This is a genomic window from Dyella terrae, from assembly GCF_004322705.1.
GTDB classification, from domain to species: domain Bacteria; phylum Pseudomonadota; class Gammaproteobacteria; order Xanthomonadales; family Rhodanobacteraceae; genus Dyella_D; species Dyella_D terrae.
Map to the genome: position 1 here is coordinate 2,264,875 of NZ_SIZZ01000001.1, position 20,841 is coordinate 2,285,715.

Annotated in this window: 18 protein-coding genes; 6 read left to right on the top strand and 12 right to left on the bottom strand. The window is 64.6% G+C overall.

Going from position 1 to position 20,841, the window contains the following annotated elements; translation table 11 throughout:
- Window positions 1–23 precede the first annotated feature (23 nt).
- Window positions 24–3,122, top strand: coding sequence for an error-prone DNA polymerase (locus EYV96_RS10145; RefSeq protein ID WP_240732401.1), 3,099 nt, complete (start codon window positions 24–26; stop codon window positions 3,120–3,122).
- Here EYV96_RS10145 and EYV96_RS10150 read toward each other — a convergent pair.
- From EYV96_RS10150 to EYV96_RS18765, 4 genes are all read right to left on the bottom strand, one after another.
- On the bottom strand, window positions 3,119–3,766 hold the full coding sequence (locus tag EYV96_RS10150; RefSeq protein WP_131151292.1) for a TMEM175 family protein: 648 nt from the start codon (window positions 3,764–3,766) through the stop codon (window positions 3,119–3,121). The two genes, EYV96_RS10145 and EYV96_RS10150, sit on opposite strands and share 4 nt — an antisense overlap.
- 74 nt (window positions 3,767–3,840) lie before the next feature.
- The gene (locus EYV96_RS10155; RefSeq protein ID WP_131151293.1) at window positions 3,841–7,806 is read right to left on the bottom strand and encodes a transporter substrate-binding domain-containing protein; all 3,966 of its coding nucleotides are present in this window, start codon (window positions 7,804–7,806) and stop codon (window positions 3,841–3,843) included.
- A 27-nt stretch (window positions 7,807–7,833) separates the two neighbouring features.
- A complete protein-coding gene (locus tag EYV96_RS10160; RefSeq protein WP_131151294.1) occupies window positions 7,834–8,046 on the bottom strand; it encodes a hypothetical protein in 213 nt (70 codons plus the stop codon).
- A 184-nt stretch (window positions 8,047–8,230) separates the two neighbouring features.
- Window positions 8,231–8,869: a response regulator gene (locus EYV96_RS18765; protein ID WP_165488648.1), complete on the bottom strand. Its 639-nt coding sequence runs from the start codon at window positions 8,867–8,869 to the stop codon at window positions 8,231–8,233.
- Between the two features lie 769 nt (window positions 8,870–9,638).
- Between EYV96_RS18765 and EYV96_RS10170 the strand changes: the two genes are divergently transcribed.
- Window positions 9,639–10,415, top strand: a complete 777-nt coding sequence (locus EYV96_RS10170; RefSeq protein WP_131151296.1) for a ferredoxin--NADP reductase — start codon at window positions 9,639–9,641, stop codon at window positions 10,413–10,415.
- A gap of 18 nt (window positions 10,416–10,433) precedes the next feature.
- Here the strand turns inward: EYV96_RS10170 and EYV96_RS10175 are convergent, their stop codons facing one another.
- A complete protein-coding gene (locus EYV96_RS10175; RefSeq protein ID WP_131151297.1) occupies window positions 10,434–11,081 on the bottom strand; it encodes a protein kinase family protein in 648 nt (215 codons plus the stop codon).
- 115 nt (window positions 11,082–11,196) lie between these two features.
- Here EYV96_RS10175 and EYV96_RS10180 point away from each other — a divergent pair, with 115 nt between their 5' ends.
- Window positions 11,197–11,679 (top strand): DUF456 domain-containing protein, encoded by a 483-nt coding sequence (locus EYV96_RS10180; protein ID WP_131151298.1) that lies wholly within the window; start codon window positions 11,197–11,199, stop codon window positions 11,677–11,679.
- Here EYV96_RS10180 and trhA read toward each other — a convergent pair.
- The 3 genes from trhA to EYV96_RS10195 form a co-directional block, all read right to left on the bottom strand.
- Window positions 11,676–12,344, bottom strand: coding sequence for a PAQR family membrane homeostasis protein TrhA (gene trhA / locus EYV96_RS10185; RefSeq protein WP_131151299.1), 669 nt, complete (start codon window positions 12,342–12,344; stop codon window positions 11,676–11,678). The two genes, EYV96_RS10180 and trhA, sit on opposite strands and share 4 nt — an antisense overlap.
- 108 nt (window positions 12,345–12,452) lie before the next feature.
- Window positions 12,453–12,881 (bottom strand): hypothetical protein, encoded by a 429-nt coding sequence (locus EYV96_RS10190; RefSeq protein ID WP_131151300.1) that lies wholly within the window; start codon window positions 12,879–12,881, stop codon window positions 12,453–12,455.
- Window positions 12,882–13,101: 220 nt separating this feature from the next.
- On the bottom strand, window positions 13,102–13,929 hold the full coding sequence (locus tag EYV96_RS10195) for a universal stress protein (protein WP_165488649.1): 828 nt from the start codon (window positions 13,927–13,929) through the stop codon (window positions 13,102–13,104).
- 204 nt (window positions 13,930–14,133) lie between these two features.
- Here EYV96_RS10195 and EYV96_RS10200 point away from each other — a divergent pair, with 204 nt between their 5' ends.
- Entirely contained in the window at window positions 14,134–14,790 is a 657-nt protein-coding gene (locus EYV96_RS10200; RefSeq protein ID WP_131151302.1) for an energy transducer TonB, read from the top strand.
- Between the two features lie 84 nt (window positions 14,791–14,874).
- Here the strand turns inward: EYV96_RS10200 and EYV96_RS10205 are convergent, their stop codons facing one another.
- On the bottom strand, window positions 14,875–15,165 hold the full coding sequence (locus EYV96_RS10205) for a hypothetical protein (protein ID WP_131151303.1): 291 nt from the start codon (window positions 15,163–15,165) through the stop codon (window positions 14,875–14,877).
- 301 nt (window positions 15,166–15,466) lie between these two features.
- Here EYV96_RS10205 and EYV96_RS10210 point away from each other — a divergent pair, with 301 nt between their 5' ends.
- The gene (locus tag EYV96_RS10210; RefSeq protein ID WP_240732402.1) at window positions 15,467–16,024 is read left to right on the top strand and encodes a cysteine dioxygenase; all 558 of its coding nucleotides are present in this window, start codon (window positions 15,467–15,469) and stop codon (window positions 16,022–16,024) included.
- A gap of 37 nt (window positions 16,025–16,061) precedes the next feature.
- Complete coding sequence (locus EYV96_RS10215; protein ID WP_131151305.1) at window positions 16,062–17,429, top strand: FAD/NAD(P)-binding protein; 1,368 nt, start codon at window positions 16,062–16,064, stop codon at window positions 17,427–17,429.
- Window positions 17,430–17,487: 58 nt separating this feature from the next.
- Here EYV96_RS10215 and EYV96_RS10220 read toward each other — a convergent pair whose 3' ends face one another.
- From EYV96_RS10220 to EYV96_RS10230, 3 genes are read right to left on the bottom strand one after another with little or no spacing between them, the layout of a single operon-like run.
- Window positions 17,488–18,501 carry a zinc-binding alcohol dehydrogenase family protein gene (locus tag EYV96_RS10220; protein WP_131151306.1) on the bottom strand — a complete coding sequence of 338 codons (1,014 nt, stop codon included), beginning with the start codon at window positions 18,499–18,501 and terminating at the stop codon, window positions 17,488–17,490.
- Between the two features lie 45 nt (window positions 18,502–18,546).
- A complete protein-coding gene (locus EYV96_RS10225) occupies window positions 18,547–19,599 on the bottom strand; it encodes an SDR family oxidoreductase (protein WP_131151307.1) in 1,053 nt (350 codons plus the stop codon).
- Window positions 19,600–19,626: 27 nt separating this feature from the next.
- Entirely contained in the window at window positions 19,627–20,820 is a 1,194-nt protein-coding gene (locus EYV96_RS10230; RefSeq protein WP_131151308.1) for an MFS transporter, read from the bottom strand.
- Window positions 20,821–20,841 lie beyond the last annotated feature (21 nt).

The following is a 20,841-nucleotide window of genomic DNA, read 5'->3' on the forward strand; positions in this document are numbered from 1 at the left end:
GAAACGGGGGCGACGAGCAAGCCGTGTTTCCGGGTTACGCGGAGCTGCATTGTCTGTCGAATTTCTCGTTTCAGCGGGGGGCGTCGAGTGCGCGGGAGTTGTTTGCGCGGGCGAAGGATTGTGGGTATGACGCGCTGGCGATTACGGATGAGTGTTCGCTGGCGGGCATTGTGCGTGCTTACGAGGCTTCGCTCGATACGGGTGTCGCGCTGATCGTTGGTGCGGAATTCGTATTGGAAGACGGTTTGCGTCTGGTGCTGTTGTGCGAAACCCGGGATGGTTACACCGCGTTGTGCCAGCTGATTACCAAGGGGCGTCGTGCATCCACCAAAGGCACGTATCGCCTGCATCGCGACGATCTTGCCGATGGCCTGCCGGGCACGCTCGCGCTGTGGCTACCTGGCGATACACCGGATGAAGCCGATGGCCAATGGCTGTGCGCGCACTTCCGCGATCGCCTGTGGCTCGCCGTCGAACTGCATCGCGGACCGGACGACGAGCAGCGCCTGCAGCAGCTGGAAACACTCGCTGCACGACTGGGCATTCGCACGGTGGCGTCTGGCGACGTGCACATGCATGTACGTCGTCGCCGCGCCCTGCAGGACACGATCACCGCCATCCGTCACGGCCTGACGGTGGCCGAAGCCGGTGCCGTGCTGTTCCGCAACGGCGAGCGCCACCTGCGCAAGCGCGACCTGCTCGCCCAGCTCTATCCCGCGCCGCTGCTGGAAGAAAGCACACACATCGCCGCACGTTGTCTCTTCACCCTCGACCAGCTCGAATACACCTACCCCGCCGAACTCGTGCCGGACGGCCATACGCCCACCAGCTGGCTGCGTCATCTCACTGAGGAAGGCGTGCGGCGCCACTGGCCGGACGCCGTGCCACCGAAGGCGCGCGCGCAGATCGAGAAAGAACTGGATCTGGTGACGAAGCTGCAATACGAGTCGTACTTCCTCACCGTGCACGACATCGTCGCCTTTGCACGCAGTCGCGGCATTCTTTGCCAGGGCCGCGGTTCGGCGGCCAATTCAGCGGTGTGCTTCGTGCTCGACATCACCGCGGTGGACCCCTCGGAAGGCAACCTGCTGATCGAGCGATTCATGTCCGAGAGCCGCAAGTCCACGCGCAGCAAACCCGAGCCACCGGATATCGACATCGACTTCGAGCACGAGCGGCGCGAGGAAGTCATCCAGTACATCTACGGCAAGTACGGTCGTGAACGCGCGGCGCTGGCCGCCACGGTGATCAGCTATCGCGGCAAGAGCGCCATCCGCGATGTCGCCAAGGCGATGGGACTGCCGCCCGACCAGGTCGATGCATTGTCGCGACTGACTGGCTGGTGGGATGGCGAAACCCCGCTGGACGAGCGCTTGCGCGAAGCGGGTTTCGATCCGCATAGCCCGATCATGAAACGCGTGCTCACGCTGACGGCCGATCTGCTCGATTTCCCGCGTCATCTGTCGCAGCACGTCGGCGGTTTCGTGATTTCCGATGCGCCGCTGTCCCACCTGGTGCCGGTGGAAAACGCGGCGATGCCCGACCGCACCATCATCCAGTGGGACAAGGACGACCTGGACCGGATGAACCTGCTCAAGGTCGACTGCCTGGCCCTGGGCATGCTCACCTGCGTGCGCAAATGTCTGAGCCTGCTGCAGGCACACGATGGCGTCGCCTACACCCTCGACACCGTGCCCAGGGATGATCCGGCAACGTACGCCATGATCCAGCGTGCGGACACCATCGGCGTGTTCCAGATCGAAAGCCGCGCGCAAATGGCGATGCTGCCGCGCCACCGCCCGGAGAACTTCTACGACCTGGTGATCCAGGTCGCCATCGTGCGTCCCGGCCCGATTCAGGGCGACATGGTGCATCCGTACCTGCGTCGTCGACGTGGCGAGGAACCGGTGACGTACCCATCCGAAGCTTTGCGCGCTGTATTCGAGCGCACGCTCGGCGTGCCACTGTTCCAGGAACAGGTGATGAAGCTGGCCATGGTCGCCGCCGATTACACCGGCAGCGAAGCGGACGACCTGCGCCGCGCCATGGCGGCATGGAAGCGTCATGGCGGCATGGAAAAACATCGCGAACGCCTGCATGCCGGCATGCTCAAGAATGGCTACACCGAAGCCTTCGCCGCGCAGATTTTCGAGCAGATCAAAGGCTTCGGCAGTTACGGTTTTCCGGAAAGCCACGCCGCCAGTTTCGCCAAGATCGCGTACGTCAGCTCCTGGCTCAAATGCCATTACCCCGCTGCATTCGCCTGCGCGCTGCTCAATGCGCAACCGATGGGTTTCTACGCACCCAGCCAGATCGTGCAGGACCTGCAACGCCATCGCATCCAGGTGCGTCCGGTGGACGTGCGCCACAGCGACTGGGACTGCACACTGGAACCGGACCCGCGCAGCCACGGCGGCTGGTGCATGCGCCTGGGCCTGCGGCAGGTGCGTGGTTTCAGCGAAGACGTCGCCACGCGGATCAGCACGGCACGCCGGCAGCGTGGCTTCGATGACATCGTGGACCTGTGCGCCCGCGCGCAGCTGGATCGTCGCCACCAGGCTTTGCTGGCCGATGCGGATGCGCTGCGCGGCCTGGCGGGGCACCGCTATCGCGCGCAATGGGCGATCGCTGGCGTGGAGCCGCAGCTACCCCTGTTCGGGCATGCCAGCCCAACCGAGGAAGCCATCGTGCTGCCACCGCCCTCGCAGGCCGAGTCCGTGCTGGCCGATTACGCGCGCACCGGGCTGACCCTGGGGCCGCATCCGCTGCGTCTGTTGCGCTCGCGTCTACGGGCACGCCGCTACCTCGACTCAGGCCAGTTGCAGCAGCGGCCGCACGCCAGTCAGGTGCGGGCCGTGGGCCTGGTAACCCAACGCCAGCGTCCGCAGACCGCCAGCGGCGTCACCTTCATCACCCTCGAAGATGAGTACGGCAATATCAACGTGGTGGTGTGGGCCCAGGTGGCCGAGCGCCAGCGGCGCCCTTATCTGGAAGCGCGCCTGATGGGCGTGGAGGGCCAGTGGGAAAATGTCGACGGCGTGGCGCATCTCATCGCGCACCGCCTGGTCGACCTGAGCGGGCTCCTGGGCGACCTGGATGCCCGCTCACGCGACTTCCATTAGGCCTCGCCGTCCGACGCCGGCACGCGGCCGCGGCGGACCAGCCAACGGCGACTCAAAAGCAACGCCACGCCGACGACCGTCATCACGGCCGCAGCCGATCGCCACTGCACCTCGTACATCGCGGCAGCCAGCAGCGTCAGCGGCGCCAACACCATCTGCACAAGCCACTCGCGCGCCTGCACCCTGTCGACATCGGGCGCGAGGTGCGCGATGAACGCCGTATAGACCCAGAACGCGAGCATGCACAGGAAGGTCGCCGCAATAGCCAGCGCATAGACCACGAAAGCTTCCTGGCTGGAGGGATCCTCGAAGCTGAAACGGATCACCACCGGCAGCAAAGCGACAAGGCTCAGCAGCAGCATGTTGATCGCGGTACCAATGGCATCGATGTCGCGCAGGTGCGCCACCAGGCGACGGTGGTTGGCCCAGGTCACGCCAATCAGCAGGAAGCTCAGGAAATACACCAGGAGGGAATGGGACCAGGCGTCCCACAACGACAACCCCGCCCCTTCACGCGGCTTGATCTCGATGGCCGACAAGGTAATGGCGATCGCAAAGACGCCATCGGACAACATGATCAACCGGTCCAGATGCCGTTGCCCGACATGCCGTTCCTCGATCGGATCGTGAACGCGACTTCCCATATCCCGCCCCCACCAAAAAGTTGGAAGCGCGCATCATGCCCGAGTGCCGGACGGCTGTCTGCGGCCATGCCGGCTCAGGTGGTCAGTTCCTGCCCCAGGGCGTCGAGCCGGTCCATATAGACGGCTACCCGGTGCCGGAAGCGGCTGGCGTCGGGCAGTCGCTCGTAGCGGGCCTCGGAGCGCATCGCCAGCTCCAGCCTCGCCCCTTCTTCATTGAGCGAACTGGCACCAAACACCTGCAGCCCGCCGAGCAAGCGGTGCACCCAGTGCGCGACGTCGGCGCAACGGCGCTCGGCGATCAGGGTATCGAGCATGGCGAGATCCGTACGCGTCGTCGCCACGAAGCGTTCAATCAGTGTGCGGATGACCGCGTCGTCGCCGAAGCACTCCCTGAGCATGGTCATATCAATATCAATGTCTTCGGTCATCGCGGTCACTTCATCGTCCTTAGGTTGATCCAGGGCCTGCTCCAGTCGTTGGCGCAGTTCGGCCATGCGCACGGGCTTGGAAACGAAATCATCCATGCCCGCTTCCCTGCAACGTTCCATTTCGCCGGTGACAGCATTGGCCGTCATGGCAATGATGTGCAGATGGCGTCCGGTATCGCGCTCCTTGCGGCGCACCGTACGCGCCAGCTCGTAGCCATCCATCACCGGCATATGGCAGTCGGTCACCAAGACGCAGTAATCCGACCGCTCCAGCGTCTGCAGCGCTTCCTGCCCGTTCCCGACGACGTCGCAGACATATCCGAGCTTGTCCAGCTGTGCCGCGATCAGGGCCTGGTTGATGGGACTGTCTTCAGCCACCAGCACGCGTTGCCCGGCACCGCGCGCGATCAGCAACGCGGGAGCCGGCGTCGAATCGGACGCACCCAGTCCGAGCGCCAGCCGACACGCCATGGCGAATGTCGACCACTTGATGGGATTGCTGGTGATGACGATGCCGTCGGTGGTCGTCGCGTAGCCGTGCGGATCCGGTGCACGCGTCACGCCGATGCGGGCGGCGTGACGCGTTGGCGACGCCGATCCGTCGACGTCTTCGAACAGGATATCGGCCGCATCCCCGTCCTGGACAACTTCCATGCCCAATGCCAGCAGGTTTTCGGCGATGGACCGCGTGACTTTCTCGTCGTGGATCGCCATGGCAGCGCGGCGACCATGCAGCGGATGCGGCCCGAAACGTCGCTGGAACAGCGGCACCCACAAATCGACGTGCACCGTCGTGCCACGGTCCAGCTTGCTGTCCAGCGCGATGTCACCACCCATCAACTGCACGAGCCGCCGGCAAATGTACAGGCCAAGCCCTGTGCCGCCATAACGTCGCGTCGTGGACGACTCAGCTTGCGTGAACGGCGCGAACAACCGCTCCACCTGATCCGGCGACATGCCGATGCCGGTATCGATGACGCTGAAGCGCACGCGCTGGTGCTCGCCATCGTCTTCCAGCACGGTCACATCCAGCCGGACGGAACCGAGCATGGTGAACTTGATCGCGTTGCTCAGCAGATTCAGCAGGACCTGGCGCAAGCGAACGTTCTCCGCACTCACTTCAGCCGCCAGCCGATGATCGACGCAAACACCCAGCGACAACCCCTTCCGGTGCGCGGGTGCCGACAGGATGCTGACCGTGCTGTCGACCAGATCACGAAGGCTCACCGGCACGTATTCAATCGTGAGCCGACCGGCTTCGATCTTCGAAAAGTCCAGCACGTCGTCGAGAATCTGAAGCAGCGCGGTGGCGGAGGTCTCCACCGTCCCCAGCATTTGGCGCTGCTCTTCGTTGAGCGATGTATGCCCCAGCAATTCCAGCATCCCGATGACGCCACTCATGGGCGTGCGGATTTCATGACTCATCGTCACCAGGAACTCAGTCTTGGCTTGCGTCGCGGCCTCAGCCTGCTCCTTCGCGCGCGCCAGCTGGTCGGCCTGCATTCGCTGTTCGGTCACATCGACCCAATAGCCGTTGAATACCACGGCGTCCCCATCGCGACGGGGAATGGCGCGCGTCGATACCCAGCGCACATCATCGCCGACGTTCACGCGAATCTCGGCATGCAGGGGATCGAGGCTTTGCGCGGACCGGTCGACCTCTTCCATCAGCGGCGCACGATCCTCTTCCAGTACCGTCTGCAAAGCGCGAGGCTCGTCGATCAGAAACGTTTCCGCCGGTATGCCAAAGATCGGCTCGGGATTGCCCCCGACGAACAGGAACTGGACGCCGCGCTCGCGCGCGTAGCGAAACTTGTAGACCACCACGGGAAGGCTAAGGGTGATGTCCGTCAGCTGTTCTTCCGTGCGCTGGCGCTGACGCGTCTCCCGTCGCAGGCGGAAGTACGCGTAAGTGATGATCAGAAGGAACGCGAGCACGAGCGTCGTGACCGGCAAGGTCTTGCGCACGATTTCCTGCCACGAGCCACCATACGTGTAGCGGGATGCCAGCCAGGTGTTACGAATGGCCTGGTGGCGCCGCTCGGGTATGTTCATCAGCACCCGGTTGATCAGCGGCACCAGCGGCGCATACGCCTTGGACACACCCATGCCAAGCACGACGAAATCGTCCGTGGGGGCAGCGATTTTCAGGCGCCCGGCAAAGTGTTCGCGAATGAGGTAATCCACGTTGGCAAAATCGCCGACGAAGGCATCGACCTTGCCGTCGGCGACCCGTGCAAGGCCGCTCTCGGTGGTGGGGACCTCGATGACGCTGGTGTCCTGGAGACGATCGGTCACGGTCCGCACCGAGAATTTCGAGGTATTGGCCGCGACGCGCTTTCCACGCAGATCCAGGACGCCAACGATGCTCGTGTCGTCGGCACGGGTGACGATCATCACCGGGTAATCCAGGTACGCCATGCTGAAGGACATCGTGGCCGAACCTTCGGTGTTCGGCGAGATCACGGGCAGAATGTCGACCTTGCCGTCGCGCATCAGCTGCTTGGCTTCGGCCCAGTTTGCCGCCGGCACGTAAGTCAGGCGCAGGCGCAGCGAGCGTGCCACTTCGCGCAGGTAGTCGTTGGCGATGCCTGCGGGCCGACCATTGCGATCGAGCAGGGTGTAAGGCGGGGACGTGCTATCGAATGCCACGCGCAGCGGCGGTACTTTCGAAAGCCAGACACGCTCAGCTTCACTCAGCGGAATGCTGACGCTGTCAGCGGGCCCATCGGGCGTGTCCACGTCGAGCCATGGCATGCGCAACCGGGCATGGTCTTCGGCCGACAGGCGCTCCAGCGCACGATCCAGTGCATCGATCAGCGGGGCGCGATCCTTGGCCGCGGCGAATCCCAACGTGGCGATGGGAAGCGATACAGGCGGCCCCACGCGCAGCTGGCGCTGCAGCCCCGCCTTGAAGATCGCCGCGCGCACGACGAAAGGATCCTCAATGCAGGCGTCGGCACGGCCGCTCGCCACCAGATGCATGACGTCCTGCATGCTCGCCGCATAGACCATGTCCACGCCGGCAAAGTGGCGTTGCGCGACTTCGGCCGTGGCGTCGCCTTCGAGCGCCGCCAGCCGCGTACCGGGGCGAATGCCGGTGATGTCGTTGAGCCGTGAATTGTCCTGGCGCGTCACGAGAACGGGCAGGTGTTCGAAGTAGGGCCTGCTGAAGTAGAGAAAGGCGGCGCGATCCGGCGTGGGCGAAAGATTCATCACCAGGTCGATATCGCCGGCGCGCGCCGCGTCGACCACGGCCTGCCAGGTGGGATACACCTTGTAGCGCACCTGCACGCCGAGTTGTCGCGACAGCTCGCCAAGGTACGAGGGGCCAACGCCATCGATCTTCCCATTCACAATCATCTCGAACGGAGGAAAACCTTCGGCAAACGTGCCCACGACGATGGTGGGGTGTTCGCGCAACCAGGTGCGCTCCGCGTCGCTCAGCTCGAGATCCGACGCGCGCGCCTGACCCAGGAAAAGCAGGAGCAAACACGCCAGCAGTAGCATCCAGCATCCACGGCTCGCGTATCCGGTGCGCCCGCGCACGAAGGCCTGCGCGATACGCTGGCGATGCGCGGAGATGCTCTGCGATGCATGGCGGTTACGCATGGGTGCAACGTCGCGTGGCGCTGTGGTTCAGGGACCGGAACCTTTGACGGCCTCAAGACTGTCCATGGATGTCGTTACCCGCACCCGGCATGGCGTGCGCGTGGCTTCCCGCTCGGCCATATGGGTGGCGAAGGCGACGGCATCGAACAGGTCGCCGCGATGCGCGACCTGGCATGCATTTCTGAAGACGGCCCAGCCATCGCCCGTATCCTCGGCCACCAAGTAGTCAATCACGCTCATCAGCCTAGTCACTCCCTGACACGCGGATGCTCCTTAAGCCATGCACCCGCGATGGTGAGGTCACCTTATTCACCTTGCCAATCCTGGTGAATAGGACGACTCCGAAAAACGTCATGGATTAGGACAGATCGCCATGAGTGTTCAGTACTGTGTAACCCAGGCTTGCGTGATGAACACGCAAAGGTCAGATGATTCCGTGCTCGCGCGCGTAGGCGACCATATCGCGGTCATGAACGAGGCCGAGCTTGCGCATGGCCTGGCGCTTCTGCGTGCTCACGGTTTTTACGCTGCGATTGAGTCGCTCGGCGATCTGGCTGACCGACAAGCCGCCAACATACAGGCGGAAGACTTCCATCTCGCGCGGCGACGGCGGCGAAACCTGATCGGAATTCACCACCATTTCACTTTGCTCGAACTTGCGTAGCAGCGATGCACTGATGAAGCGGCGGCGTGCGACGACCGCCCGCACGGCCATGACCAGATCGGACATGGTCGAACGCTTGTCGGCAAGGCCAAGCACACCCTGATCGAGTACGGTGCGAAGCACACCGACGTTGTAGACCATCGTGTGAACGATGACAGGGATACCGCTATAGCGTGAGGCAAGCACTGACAGCAGTGGCAAGCCGTCGCCATGGCGACTTCCGGGCATGGAAAAGTCCGTGATGATGACATCGCAAGACGTGCGGCTGAGCATGTCGAGCAACTGGTCGCCATTATGTGCCTCGCCCACGACCTTGATGTCGGGCGAACGCTCCAGCACCGCCTGGATTCCTGCCAGGACGACCGGATGGTCATCGGCGACGATCACACGGATTTGCAAGGCTTCCTCGCGAGCGTGCAAGGGGCCATGAGTCGAAGTAGCGGACCGGCTTCCGTAGGCGGGAACCGTCCCCGGGTCGGCTTTATCGTACGCCTGGTCAGGGGCCTCCAAGCCTTGCGAAGCCTGAACGGCATCTCGCCCCGCGGCGTCGGAGACCTTGCTGATCGCATCCTCAAGACACTTCATTACGAACAAACCTGCGCTGTGTGACTGTCGAACATCCGCCAGACCGGCGATCTGGCAACTACTATCCATAAGACGGCCGCGACTGCCATAGCGCCCCGGAGCGGCGCCGGCGCGCGCTTCATGGCGACAGGGATGCCCGTGCAGACCACCCGCGACGAGGGGGTGCCGTACGGACGGGAAGGCGCATGAAAGCGCCGCATCGCACACGGGACGCGGTTTTGACGGTAGGGGTGACCTGCTCGCGTGGCCGTGTTTCTAGGACAAGCCCAAGCATCCTAGACCGACAACGTCTGGCTCAGGTATCAGACCATTCCTAAACTGCTCAAAAACCGAGATATTTCGCCCATCAGCCAAGAGCGTTCAAAGCCGGCGCAAGGCAAGAACTGGCCGCGATTTAAGGCTCCAATTTTCGGTTTCAGCAAGCCGGTCACAGAACAGGCATAATGATGCACTGCAACGGCCCTACCCAGGCTCGCTCGTCAGGCAGCAGCGTTATCGTCCGCCACCCCCACGAGTCGCCGTCCGCATCTTGCGGACGCCCTGAGCTGCGGCTTCCCCACGACTATGAGAGACGGTTACCGGCATGGTGACATTGGCGACGGAGCACGTGATCGACGTGCACCACTGGAACGACACCCTTTTCAGCTTCCGCACGACGCGTGATCCTGGTTTTCGCTTCGACAGCGGACACTTCGTGATGATCGGCCTGGAAGTCGATGGCCGGCCATTGATGCGCGCGTATTCCATCGCCAGCGCCAACTGGGAAGAGCATCTTGAGTTCTTCAGCATCAAAGTGCCCGACGGCCCGCTGACGTCGCGCCTGCAGCACCTCAAGCCGGGTGATCCGGTCATCGTCAGCCGCAAGCCGACCGGCACGCTCGTGCTCAATGATCTCAAGCCGGGCAAGCATCTCTATCTGCTGGGCACGGGCACGGGCCTCGCACCCTTCATGAGCATCATCCGCGATCCGGAAACCTACGAACGCTTCGACAAGATCGTACTGGCACACGGCGTTCGACACATCAACGACCTGGCCTACTCGGAGTACCTGGAGAACGTGCTTCCGCAGCACGAATACCTGGGTGAGATGGTGCGCGAGAAACTCATCTATTACCCCACCGTGACGCGCGAGGCGTTCCGCAACCGCGGCCGCATCACCGATGCGATTGCCGATGGCGTGATGAGCGAGGTGACGGGCCTGCCGCCGCTGAATCCGGAAACCGATCGCGTGATGTTGTGCGGCAGCCCGGCCATGCTGGACGACATCTGCGCCCTGCTTGATGGCCGCGGGTTCCATGCATCGCCGCGCACGCGCGAGCCGGGCGATTACGTGATCGAACGCGCTTTCGTCGAGAAGTGACGCGCGTGGCCGCGGCGCTCAATCGCGCACGCGGCCTTTTCCTTCGTTATCCCAATAACCGAAGATGCGGCGCGCCACGAGCTTGTAGACCGGCTTGAAGGTGGCGCGCCAGAAACGCGAATGCGCCGCCGGTGTTTGCAGGATCGCCCGCTGTCGGGCGCTCAGCGCCTCCGGGCAATAAGTGCGCTTGTGCTTCAGCAGGTGACGGAGGTCTTCACGCGCCAGCAGGCGAAACAAGGGACCGCGCCGACCGCGCGTCCAGGCGATCTGGAAATCCACCAGCGCGGGGCGACCGTCGTCACGCACCAACCAGTTGGGCTCCTTGGCCAGATCGTTGTGCACGATCCCGCGTCGATGCAGCGCGGCCAGTAGCCGCAGGGCATCGCGGTAGTACGCGCGATCGCGCGGCTGCGACTGCTGCATCGGCGCGCCGGCGATATAGCTGCGCAGCAGTTCATGCCCGTTCCAGCCGAGCAGGGCCGGCACGCCATCGAGACCGTCCAGCTTGCGCAGGGCGCGTGCCTCGCGCCGCGCCGCGCGCCAGGCGAACAGGCGCGCCCACCAGCGCGCTGCGGCGATGTCGCGACGGATGACCGTGCGATCACCGTCGCGAACCAGCTCGATGCGGCCCAGTTCGTCGGCTTTGAGTAAGGTGGTTTGCGTCATCGGCGTCAAAAGCGGGAAACAGGCACAGGGAGGCATTGTCGCCGATCCGGTCCATGGGTTGGTCGCGGTTGCGTCAGCGCGCAGTACTCTGCCTTGCCCCTGCCACGGAACCGACATGGACATCGCCCTCTACATCCTTGCCGCCCTGCTGATTGTCGGCGGTATCGCCGGCAATATCCTCCCGGCCCTCCCCGGCATCCCCATGATCTTCGGCGGCATCTGGCTGGTTGCCGCTGTGGACAACTACCAGCACCTGGGCCTGTGGTGGCTGGTCATCATCGGCGTCATCGGAGCCGTGGGCGTGGCCATGGATTTCCTCGCCAGCGCCCTGGGTGCCAAACGCGTTGGCGCGAGCCGGCTGGCGCTGTGGGGCGCGGGCATCGGGACCATCGTGGGGATGTTCTTTGGTCTCGCCGGCCTGGTCCTCGGCCCCTTCGTGGGCGCGGTGATCGGCGAACTCATGGCCGGCAACAGCGTCCTGCGCTCGGCCCATGTCGGGGTCGGCACGTGGATCGGCCTGCTGTTTGGCACGCTGGTGAAGCTGGTGCTTTCGTTCGTGATGATCGGGCTGTTCGGCTTCGCGATGATCTTCGGTTAGGCGACCCGATCGGGGATCACGTAGAGCAACACCGCGAGGTAATGCAGCACGCTGCCGGCGAGTACGAACAGGTGCCACACCGTGTGGTGGAACGGCAGGCGGCGCCACAGGTAGAACGGTACGCCCAGCGTGTAAGCGGCGCCGCCAGCGATCAGCAGCACCAGGCCGCCGGTTTCCAGGCTCGCGCTCAGCGGCTTGAACGCCACCATCGCCACCCAGCCCATCGCCACGTAAAACACCACCGCGAGCTTGCGGAAGCGCTTGAGCACGCCCAGCTCCAGCGCAATGCCCAGGATGGCCAGCGTCCAGATCGTGATGAACAGGCCCAGCCCCCACGCGCCCGGCAGGGCGATCAACGTAAATGGGGTATAGGTACCGGCAATCAGCAGGAAGATCGCGATGTGATCGAGCGTGCGCAGCACGCGCTTGGCACCCTCGCCGGACACCGAGTGGTAAAGCGTGGAGGCGGTGTACAGCAGGATCAGCGTGGTGCCGAAGACGGCGCTGGCGGTGACCGCGCGCGCATCGCCCACCATGGCCGAGAAGGCCACCAGGGTCGCCAGCCCGGCGATGCTCAGGACGATGCCGATGCCATGAACGACACAGCTGGCCAGCTCGTCGGCAAAGCTGTAACGCGGGAGGGCAGCGGGGGCGCTGGCGGACATGGACGTTCCTTGGGGTGCTCGGGGATCGAGCCCGCGCGGGGCGGGCTCATGCACCACGAACCTTACCCGGGCGGGCGCCGCTTGGATACTCCCGCGCACGGGCCGGCGTCACTCAATGATGAAGGCGCCGAAGGCCACGCCAAGGTTCCAGCCCTCACCCGTTCCGCTGAGCGCCAGCGACACATTGCCCTTGGTCAGCACCTGGGCATCGGCCGATTTCTGCGCGCCGGCATGGGCCTGGGCGTTGGCGTAGTGGCCCTTGATCTCGCTCATGTTGTTGACGCCGCTGAACTTGCCTTCGCCGTTGGTGATCTTGCTCTTGCCGAAGGTCAGGCCGCCGCCCTTGACGCGGATGTGCACCTTCATGCTCTGACCGTTGTTGCAGGTCACGGTGCCGGAGCCTTCGGCCGTCTGGTAGAACGCGGACCAGCCGGACACCCCGAACTTCATCTTGCACGAGATCTCGCCCGCACTCGCCATCGTCGGCAAGGCGAGTGCAGCCAACACCATCACCATCCCAAGTACGTGCTTTTTCATGACCGTCTCCAGGCCGCGCCGCCGCGGACCATTTCCGCGCGACATCATGCACACATTGCGATGTTCGTCGTGAATCAGCTGTTCACGGATTCTGGACACGGGCAAAAGCCGCACCCGAGGAAACTTGGCATTCCGGGTATCTCCCCCTCTCTCCCCCGATACCCGGCCTATTGAGCCCCGCCATCCTGTGCGGGGCTTTTTTTGCCCGCGCCAGGCGCGATCAATGGGCCACGAGCATGGGCAGGTCGCCGTGCATGAAGAGGTGGCGGGTGGTCCCGCCCAGCACCATCTGGGCGAGGCGCGAACGGCTCCATGCGCCCATCACCAGCAGGTCCGCCCGATGCGCGTGGGCGGCATCGAGCAACAGGGGGCCGGCAGCGTGGGATGGGCCGGCATCCAGCGCCTGGATGCGCGCCCGGATGCCGTGGCGCTGCAACCAGTCGGCCAGTCCCGGAGGCGGCAGCACCGCCAGGGCGTCGGCGTACATCTCGCTGCCGTCGATCACCAGGACGTCATCGGCGCGCTGCAAGACCGGAACGGCGGCGGCCAGGGCCAGCGCGGATTCGCGGCTGCCGTTCCAGGCCACCACCGCACGCGAGCCCACCGTGTCGATCGTCGCAATGTCCGGAACGACCAGCACCGGACGATCGCTGCCGAACACGCACCGGGACACCGTGCCGAAGCCAACCGGGGCATCGCTGCGTTGCTGGCTGCGCTCCATCACCAGGAGGTCATAGCCGGCAGCGGCCTGGCAGACCGTCTGCACGGTATCCCCCTGCGCGACGCGCCAGGCGCCGGCAATCCCCGCGCCGGCCAGCCAGCCATGCCATTCCCCGCCGTGCTCTTCGGCCTCCACGCAGCGGCGCCGGGTTTCCTCCAGTTGGGCCGGGACGGCCTCGGGAAGGCTGAAGGCAGCCGCCGGCAGATCCGCGACGAACAGGCCATCCAGACGCGCGCCCAGACGCGTCGCCAGGGCCTGCGCGGCGCGCGATGCCGGGGTGTGCATGTCGATGTGCTGCAGGTACAGCAGGATGTCGAAGGCTGACATGCGGCAACTCCATGTGTGGCACTTGGCGAACACTCTAGCGCGATGGCTGCCCGAGGGAAGTACATGAATCGCACCTGACCATCTTGCGGAATCCATGACGTCTGGCATAGGCTGAGATCGCACCGGCACGATCCCACCGCGTCCCCGCGCGGAGTGCCCTTGCACCACATCGAGTCCAACAACGTGAATGTCAGGAGGTCGCCTATGTCGTCCGCAGGCCTGGCTGTCGCTCGTCCGCACCCTGATGCCGTCCGCATTGCCGGCCTCAGCGTCGCCATCGCCCTTAACCTGGGCGTGCTGTTGATCACCCTTCGCCCCATGGCGCCCACCATCATGGATGCCGTCCAGCGCACCAAGGACCTGACGGTCGTCTGGATCACGCCGCCACCCAAGGTGCCCGATCCCCCGCCGATCGAAGCGCCCATCACGCCCAAGCAAGTCACGGTCGTGCCACGCATCCATGCAGCCCCGGTCACGGTGCCGCCCGCACCAACGCCGATGTTGACGGACGAGGGCACCGCCCCCGCCGGACCGATCACGCCGCCAGCGCCCGAGCCGACGCCGGTCGCACCGTCAGGCCCACCGGAGGCCACGCTCGCCTACAAGGCATCGCCGCTGACTTTCCCGCCCATTGCGATTCGCCAGCGTATGCATGGCACCGTGGTGCTTCGCGTGCTGGTGGACGAGGAAGGCAAGCCGATCCAGGTCGAGATGGAGCAAAGCAGTGGTTACGCCCTGCTTGATCGCAGCGCGCGCGAACAGGTACTGGCGAAGTGGCGATTCCAGCCGGCCACGGTCGAAGGCCGCACGACGAAAGCGTGGGCACGCGTACCGGTGAGTTTCGATCTGCGCGAGCTGTAAGTTCGACGCGATGCGCATAACGCGCATCCGGCCACAAAAAAGGCCCGGCCGGCATCATGTGCCGACCGGGCCTTTCCACGGCAATCAATGCGCTTGCGTGTGAGCCGTTGGTGCGTGATGGCGCGAAGCGCGCGCAATCAGCCACACCACGCCGATGACAAGCGCCAGCGGCAGCAACACGGGCAGCAACGAGAACAGCACGATCGGCGCGATAAGCAGGAGCGCCAGGCCACCGAACAGCAGGCCGAAGGCCGCACCAATGATGCTGAAAATGCCGCCAATCAAGGCGAATGTCACCTTGAAGACAGCGCCGATGACGGCAGCCGTCAGCCACAGTCCGAAGCACACCACCAGCAGGATCGACAGCGTGAACATGAGGATCTCCTCAGCCATCCAGACGACGACATGATCGGCCGCTGCAAGGCGGAATTCATGTTGCGGAAGTCATGGGTGAACAGCAAAGCGCCCGTCGTGCCCAGGCACCCGCCAGGCAGCTCACCGAAGGCAACCATGGCATCGGGACGTTCCATCCTTATAGAAACGGAGCATTCGCGACGTCCGAATGCGATCCCATTCACGCGCCAGCAAATCGCCCGCACCGTGTTACGCCTCTTTAACAGGTCCCATGGTCCACTGCGCGCCGGTCTCAACCGAGTTCCATCGCATGAGCCAACACATGCACACCCTCAAGGCGCTGCGTGACATCGCATACGATCTCGGCGCGAACGAACGTCCCGACCTTGCGAGCATGGCGCGCGAGATGGGTCGTGTCATCCATCAGCAAGGTCGCGCGTTGAATGACGGTCTTGCGCCGCTGCGCAAGCGTCAACGCGGTTTTGAGCGCTGGCTCGTCGGGCAGCGGAGCAAGGTCAGCCTTCTGGTCATGGTGTGGCCGGCCAACCACAGCACGCCCGTGCACGATCATGGCGGCTTGTGGGGGCTGGAACTGGCGCTTCAGGGTGCCCTGGAAGTGCAGTCCTGGTCGCGCGACGACGTCTCGGGCGAACTGACGCTGCAGGGGCAGGACTGGCTGGGCCCTGGCGATGCGACCTGGTTCGAGGCGGATGGGGGTTATGCCCACCGCTGCCGCAATTTGTCGCGGCACGAGGCCGCTTTGACGCTTCACGTCTATGGCGGCAATCTGGCACAGTACCTCGCGTACGAGCCGGCGGCGCGTGACAAGTGGTTGGCACGCCCGCAGCGCGCGGCGATCGCCGGACACCTGGGCGCGTAAGCCCGCTTTCATTCGCACTATTTTCTTAAGGAGTGGCATGTACCGACGTGTCGCCATTATTGGCGGCGGCGCCGCATCCGCGGCGCTGCTCAGTGAAATCCTCGAACGGCAGCATGCATCCCCCGTGCACCTGGACTGGTACACCGGTGGCGGCTCGCTGGGTCGGGGCATTGCCTATGGCACCCGCTCGGACCGCCACCTGCTGAACGTACGCGCCGCGTCCATGAGCATGTTCGTGGCGCGCCCGCGCGGATTCCTCGATTACGCCCAGCGCGGCGACCACAGCATCGCCGGCACCGATTTCCTGCCGCGCCGCATGTACGGCGACTACCTCGAAGCCGAGGTACGTCGCTCACTGGATCGCGCCGCTGAACTCGGCCACGACGTACGCGTCATTCCGTTTGCCGTCGACGCCATCGTGCCGGAAAACGACGGGGTCACCGTCATCCAGGGCGAGGAAAGCACGCGGGTCGACGCCGCCGTGCTTGCACTCGGTGCCCTGCCGCCGCAGCCGCTGGGCGGCGTCACCGAGGCCGCATTGACGAGCGGCCGCTACATCGTCGATCCCTGGCGCTTCCTCGCCTCCGCCCAGCCCAGCGCCGAACCGTTCGACGTCGTCCTGGTCGGCATGGGCCTGACGTCGGTAGACGTTGTGCTCGAACTGGCCGAGCTGTGGCCCAAGGCACGTTTCACCGCCCTCTCGCGCCACGGCCTGCTGCCGGAGCCGCACCTCGCCGTGTCCTCGGCCCCGACCGATGACGGCAGCGACCTGATCGAATCCATGCTTGCCGCGCCCGACATCCGCACGTGGATGCGCCTGTTGCGCGAGGCAATCCGCCAGACGCCGGACTGGCGTGTCGTCATCGACAGCCTGCGTCCGCATACCCCTTCGCTCTGGCGCGCCCTGCCGCGCGAAGAGCGCGCACGATTCCTGCGCCACGCCCGTTGGGCCTGGGAGCGCGCCCGTCATCGCATGGCGCCGCAAGTCGCAGAAGCGCTCGCTCGACTGGAACGCGAAGGTCGGCTCGTCCGTCGCCGTGGCCGCATGCAGGCCGTCGACGTCAAGGGCGATGCGCTGCAGCTGGAACTGCGCCCCAAGGGCTCGGCATTCAACGAGCAGGTCACCGCGGATTACGTGATCCAGACCATCGGCCTCAACACGGATGTGCGCCGCGCAGGTCATCCGCTGGTCAACCAATTGTTCACCAATGGCCACATCACGCCTGATGCACTGGGGCTCGGCGCCGAAGGCACGCTCGAAGGGCGCCTCAGGCATGGCGGCGCCACATGGCCGCATTTCTACGCGATCGGCAGCATGCTGCGTGGCACGCACTGGGAATCCACGGCCATGCCGGAGATTCGACAGCAGGCGCGCAACCTCGCCGACCAGCTCTTCGGGTCCTGATCCACGAAAACGGCGCCACGAGGCGCCGTTTTCTTTTGGACGTCCAAACGACGGGCAATCAGAACCCTGCGAGCACCAGCTTGCCGATCATGCTGCCGCTTTCAAGCTTCTCGTGTGCCATCCGCAGATGCTTCGCGTCGATCGGACCCAGTGATTCGCGCAGCGTCGTGCGAATCACGCCGGCATCGACCAGGTCCGCCACTTCGTTCAACAGTTGATGCTGCGCCTTCATGTCGTCGGTTTTGTACAACGACCGCGTGAACATGAACTCCCAGTGCAGCGACAGGCTGCGCGACTTCAGCAACGTGATATCGAGCGGCGTCGCCGGGTCGTCGATCAGACCGAGCTTGCCCTGCGGCTTGAGCAGATCCACGAGCGCGGCGAAGTGCTGCTCGGTGTGCGTCAGGCTAAGCACGTAATCCACACCCTGCGGTGCCACCGCACGCACTTGCTCGCGCAGGTCACCGCGATGATCGACCACATGATGCGCTCCCATATCCTTCACCCATGCCTGGGTTTCCGGACGTGAGGCCGTGCCGATCACCGTCAGGTTGGTGAGCTTGCGCGCAAGCTGCACGGCCATGGAGCCGACGCCGCCCGCAGCTCCCACCACCAGCACCACGCCGCTCTGGAAGGCGTTGCCGCGCGCAATGGCGAATCGATCGAACAACAACTCCCACGCGGTGATCGTGGTCAACGGCATGGCGGCCGCCTGAGCCATGTCGAGCGTCGCGGGCTTGCGCCCGACGATGCGCTCATCGACCAGCTGGAGCGCGGCATTGCTGCCCTGGCGATCGAGTGCTCCTGCATACCAGACCGCATCACCCGGCTTGAACAAGGTGACGTCTTCGCCCACCGCCACCACGGTGCCGGCCGCATCCCATCCCAGCACTTTGTCGGCACCCTGGGGATCGACACGCTTGCGAATCTTGGTATCGACCGGATTCACCGACACGGCTTCCACGCGCACCAGTACATCGCGCCCGCTGGCCACGGGATCGGGCAATGTCACATCGATCAGGGATTCGGCATCGTTGACCGGGAGGGAGCGTCGATAGGCCACGGCTTTCATGAGGATCTCCGGACTGGAACAAAAAGCAGAACACGGCACGCGTGATCAGGGAATGATCTTGCGCCGGCGAAAATCGTCGAACAACGCTGCGAACATGGCTTTCGTATCCGCGTACTCGTGGAAACCGAATCGACGCGACTTGCTGTCGTCGCCGAACATGTCGTAATCCCAGGAGAATACGAAGTCGGCAAAGCGCCAGGACGACACGTCGGCATATGGATGCGGCTGGAGCCCGTGGCGTGCCTGCATCGATTGCCAGAGCTGCTCCTTGTCAGCCATCACCGAATCGAGCGAAAGCGGCAACGGCGTTGCCAGTTCCAACCCGAAGTACCCGGCGATGAACGGCCACATGTCGCTCCAGCGGAAAAGGTCGCCGTTGGCGATGTTGAAGGCTTCGTTGGCACAGCGCGGCTCGGTGGCCGCCCACACCATGGCCTTCGCCAGCAGACCGGCGTCGGTCATCTGCAAGAGGCGGTCATACGCGCCGGGTTTGCCGGGAAAGCGCAGCGGGATGCCAAGCTCGCGCGACATCGACGCGTACACCGCGATGCCCAGCGCAAGATTCAGGGGATTGCCCAGCGCAAAGCCGCCGACGACGGCCGGGCGAATGCCCGACCACGTCCACGCCTTGCCCTGCTGCCGCGCTTCGAGCAGCCGCTGCTGGTCATGCATGAATTCCGGCGGCATGAAGTGCGCATCCGTTTCGCGCGCGGGCGTCTTGAAAGGACCCAGGTGCCCACCGTAAACCTTGTATCCCTGCATCAGGCTCACGTGCTGAAGGTGATCGGCCACCGGCTCGATGGCATCGAGTACATGCTGCAGCATCGCCACGTTGGGCGGCACCAGCTCAGCCCAGGTGGGACGATCCTGGTAGGCGGTGTAGAACACATGCGTCACGTGGGTGAGCGGTGACAGCTTGCGCTGCGTATCAACCGGATCAAGCAGATCAACCGCGATGTGCCGCACGCCCTCGTCATCGCCGCCACGACGCGACAATCCGATGATGTCCCAGTCGGGAAGTGTTTTCAGGTGATCGACCAGGTTCCGGCCGATCACGCCCTGCGCGCCAACCACCAGCGCGGTAAAAGTCTTTGCCATGAGCAGATCCTCTGCGTAGCGGTGTCATCAAATGCCAACGGTGGCACCGGTCGTCGTCGTCGCCCCACGACGTTCCAGCGCCAGGCTCCAAACCGTAACGAGCAATCCCAATGCAGCAACGATGGCGCCGGCAATGCCAATCATCGGCAGGCCCAACCCGCCCTCGATCACTGCACCGCCTACGAACGCACCGATGGCATTGCCCAGGTTGAACGCAGCGATGTTGAGCGTCGACGCGAGATGCGGGCCGTCCACGGCCTGCTGCACCACGCGCATCTGCAAGGGCGGCACGGTCGCGAACGCGGCCACGCCCCAGACGAACACCGTGATCACAGCGGCCACGGGATCGCGCATGGTCCAGGTGAAGGCAAACATCACCACCATCAGGACCAGCAGGATGGCGATCAGCGACGGCATCAGGCGCCAGTCAGCCAGGCGACCACCCAGGAGATTGCCCAGGGTCGTGCCCACGCCAAACAACACGAGTACCCAGCCGGTGGCGCCGACGCTGATATGCGACTGCGTCTGCAGGATGGGCGCGATGTAAGTGAACACGGTGAAGACACCGCCAAAGCCGAGCACCGTCATCAACAGCGCCAGCAACACCTGCGGCTGGCGCAGCACGGCCATCTCCTTGCGCATGTCCGGCGAATGCAGCTCAGGCAGCGACGGCACCAGTCGCCACACGCCCAGCGCGGCAATCACGCCGAGCACGGTCACGGCGGCGAAGGTGGAGCGCCAACCCGCCCACTGGCCAAGGAAGGTACCGAAGGGCACGCCCAGCACGTTGGCCAGGGTCAGGCCGGCAAACATCAGCGCGATGGCGCGTGCGCCCTGCCCGCGCGGAACGACGTGCGAGGCCACCACGGCGCCGATGCCGAAGAAGGAGCCATGACAGAACGCAGCGACCACGCGCGCCATCATCAGCACGCTGTAGTTGGGTGCCACCGCACACAATGCGTTGCCAAGGATGAAAAGTCCCAGGAGGGTGAGCAAGGCGGTGCGGCGCTCCAGCCGTGCGGTCAGTGCCGCCAGGAGGGGGGCACCGACGGCAACGCCCAGCGCGTAGCCGGATACCAGCATGCCGGCGGAGGGAATGCTCACATGGAGGTCAGCCGCCACCTCAGGCAACAGGCCCATGATGACGAACTCAGTCGTGCCGATGGCAAAGGCCGCCACGGCCAGCGCCAGCAAGGCGGCGCGCGAGCTGTTCTGACTCATGACCGGGCTCCGGCCCGCCAG

Bases quoted from the DNA above. Each gene is read 5' to 3' on its own strand.
- EYV96_RS10175 (WP_131151297.1), bottom strand. From the start codon at position 11,081: ATGACGCAAACCACCTTACTCAAAGCCGACGAACTGGGCCGCATCGAG.
- EYV96_RS10160 (WP_131151294.1), bottom strand. From the start codon at position 8,046: ATGAGCGTGATTGACTACTTGGTGGCCGAGGATACGGGCGATGGCTGG.
- EYV96_RS10230 (WP_131151308.1), bottom strand. From the start codon at position 20,820: ATGAGTCAGAACAGCTCGCGCGCCGCCTTGCTGGCGCTGGCCGTGGCG.
- EYV96_RS10150 (WP_131151292.1), bottom strand. From the start codon at position 3,766: ATGGGAAGTCGCGTTCACGATCCGATCGAGGAACGGCATGTCGGGCAA.
- EYV96_RS10200 (WP_131151302.1), top strand. From the start codon at position 14,134: ATGTCGTCCGCAGGCCTGGCTGTCGCTCGTCCGCACCCTGATGCCGTC.
- trhA (WP_131151299.1), bottom strand. From the start codon at position 12,344: ATGTCCGCCAGCGCCCCCGCTGCCCTCCCGCGTTACAGCTTTGCCGAC.
- EYV96_RS10170 (WP_131151296.1), top strand. From the start codon at position 9,639: ATGGTGACATTGGCGACGGAGCACGTGATCGACGTGCACCACTGGAAC.
- EYV96_RS10220 (WP_131151306.1), bottom strand. From the start codon at position 18,501: ATGAAAGCCGTGGCCTATCGACGCTCCCTCCCGGTCAACGATGCCGAA.
- EYV96_RS10155 (WP_131151293.1), bottom strand. From the start codon at position 7,806: ATGCGTAACCGCCATGCATCGCAGAGCATCTCCGCGCATCGCCAGCGT.
- EYV96_RS10210 (WP_240732402.1), top strand. From the start codon at position 15,467: ATGCACACCCTCAAGGCGCTGCGTGACATCGCATACGATCTCGGCGCG.
- EYV96_RS10225 (WP_131151307.1), bottom strand. From the start codon at position 19,599: ATGGCAAAGACTTTTACCGCGCTGGTGGTTGGCGCGCAGGGCGTGATC.
- EYV96_RS10215 (WP_131151305.1), top strand. From the start codon at position 16,062: ATGTACCGACGTGTCGCCATTATTGGCGGCGGCGCCGCATCCGCGGCG.
- EYV96_RS10180 (WP_131151298.1), top strand. From the start codon at position 11,197: ATGGACATCGCCCTCTACATCCTTGCCGCCCTGCTGATTGTCGGCGGT.
- EYV96_RS10205 (WP_131151303.1), bottom strand. From the start codon at position 15,165: ATGTTCACGCTGTCGATCCTGCTGGTGGTGTGCTTCGGACTGTGGCTG.
- EYV96_RS10195 (WP_165488649.1), bottom strand. From the start codon at position 13,929: ATGTCAGCCTTCGACATCCTGCTGTACCTGCAGCACATCGACATGCAC.
- EYV96_RS10190 (WP_131151300.1), bottom strand. From the start codon at position 12,881: ATGAAAAAGCACGTACTTGGGATGGTGATGGTGTTGGCTGCACTCGCC.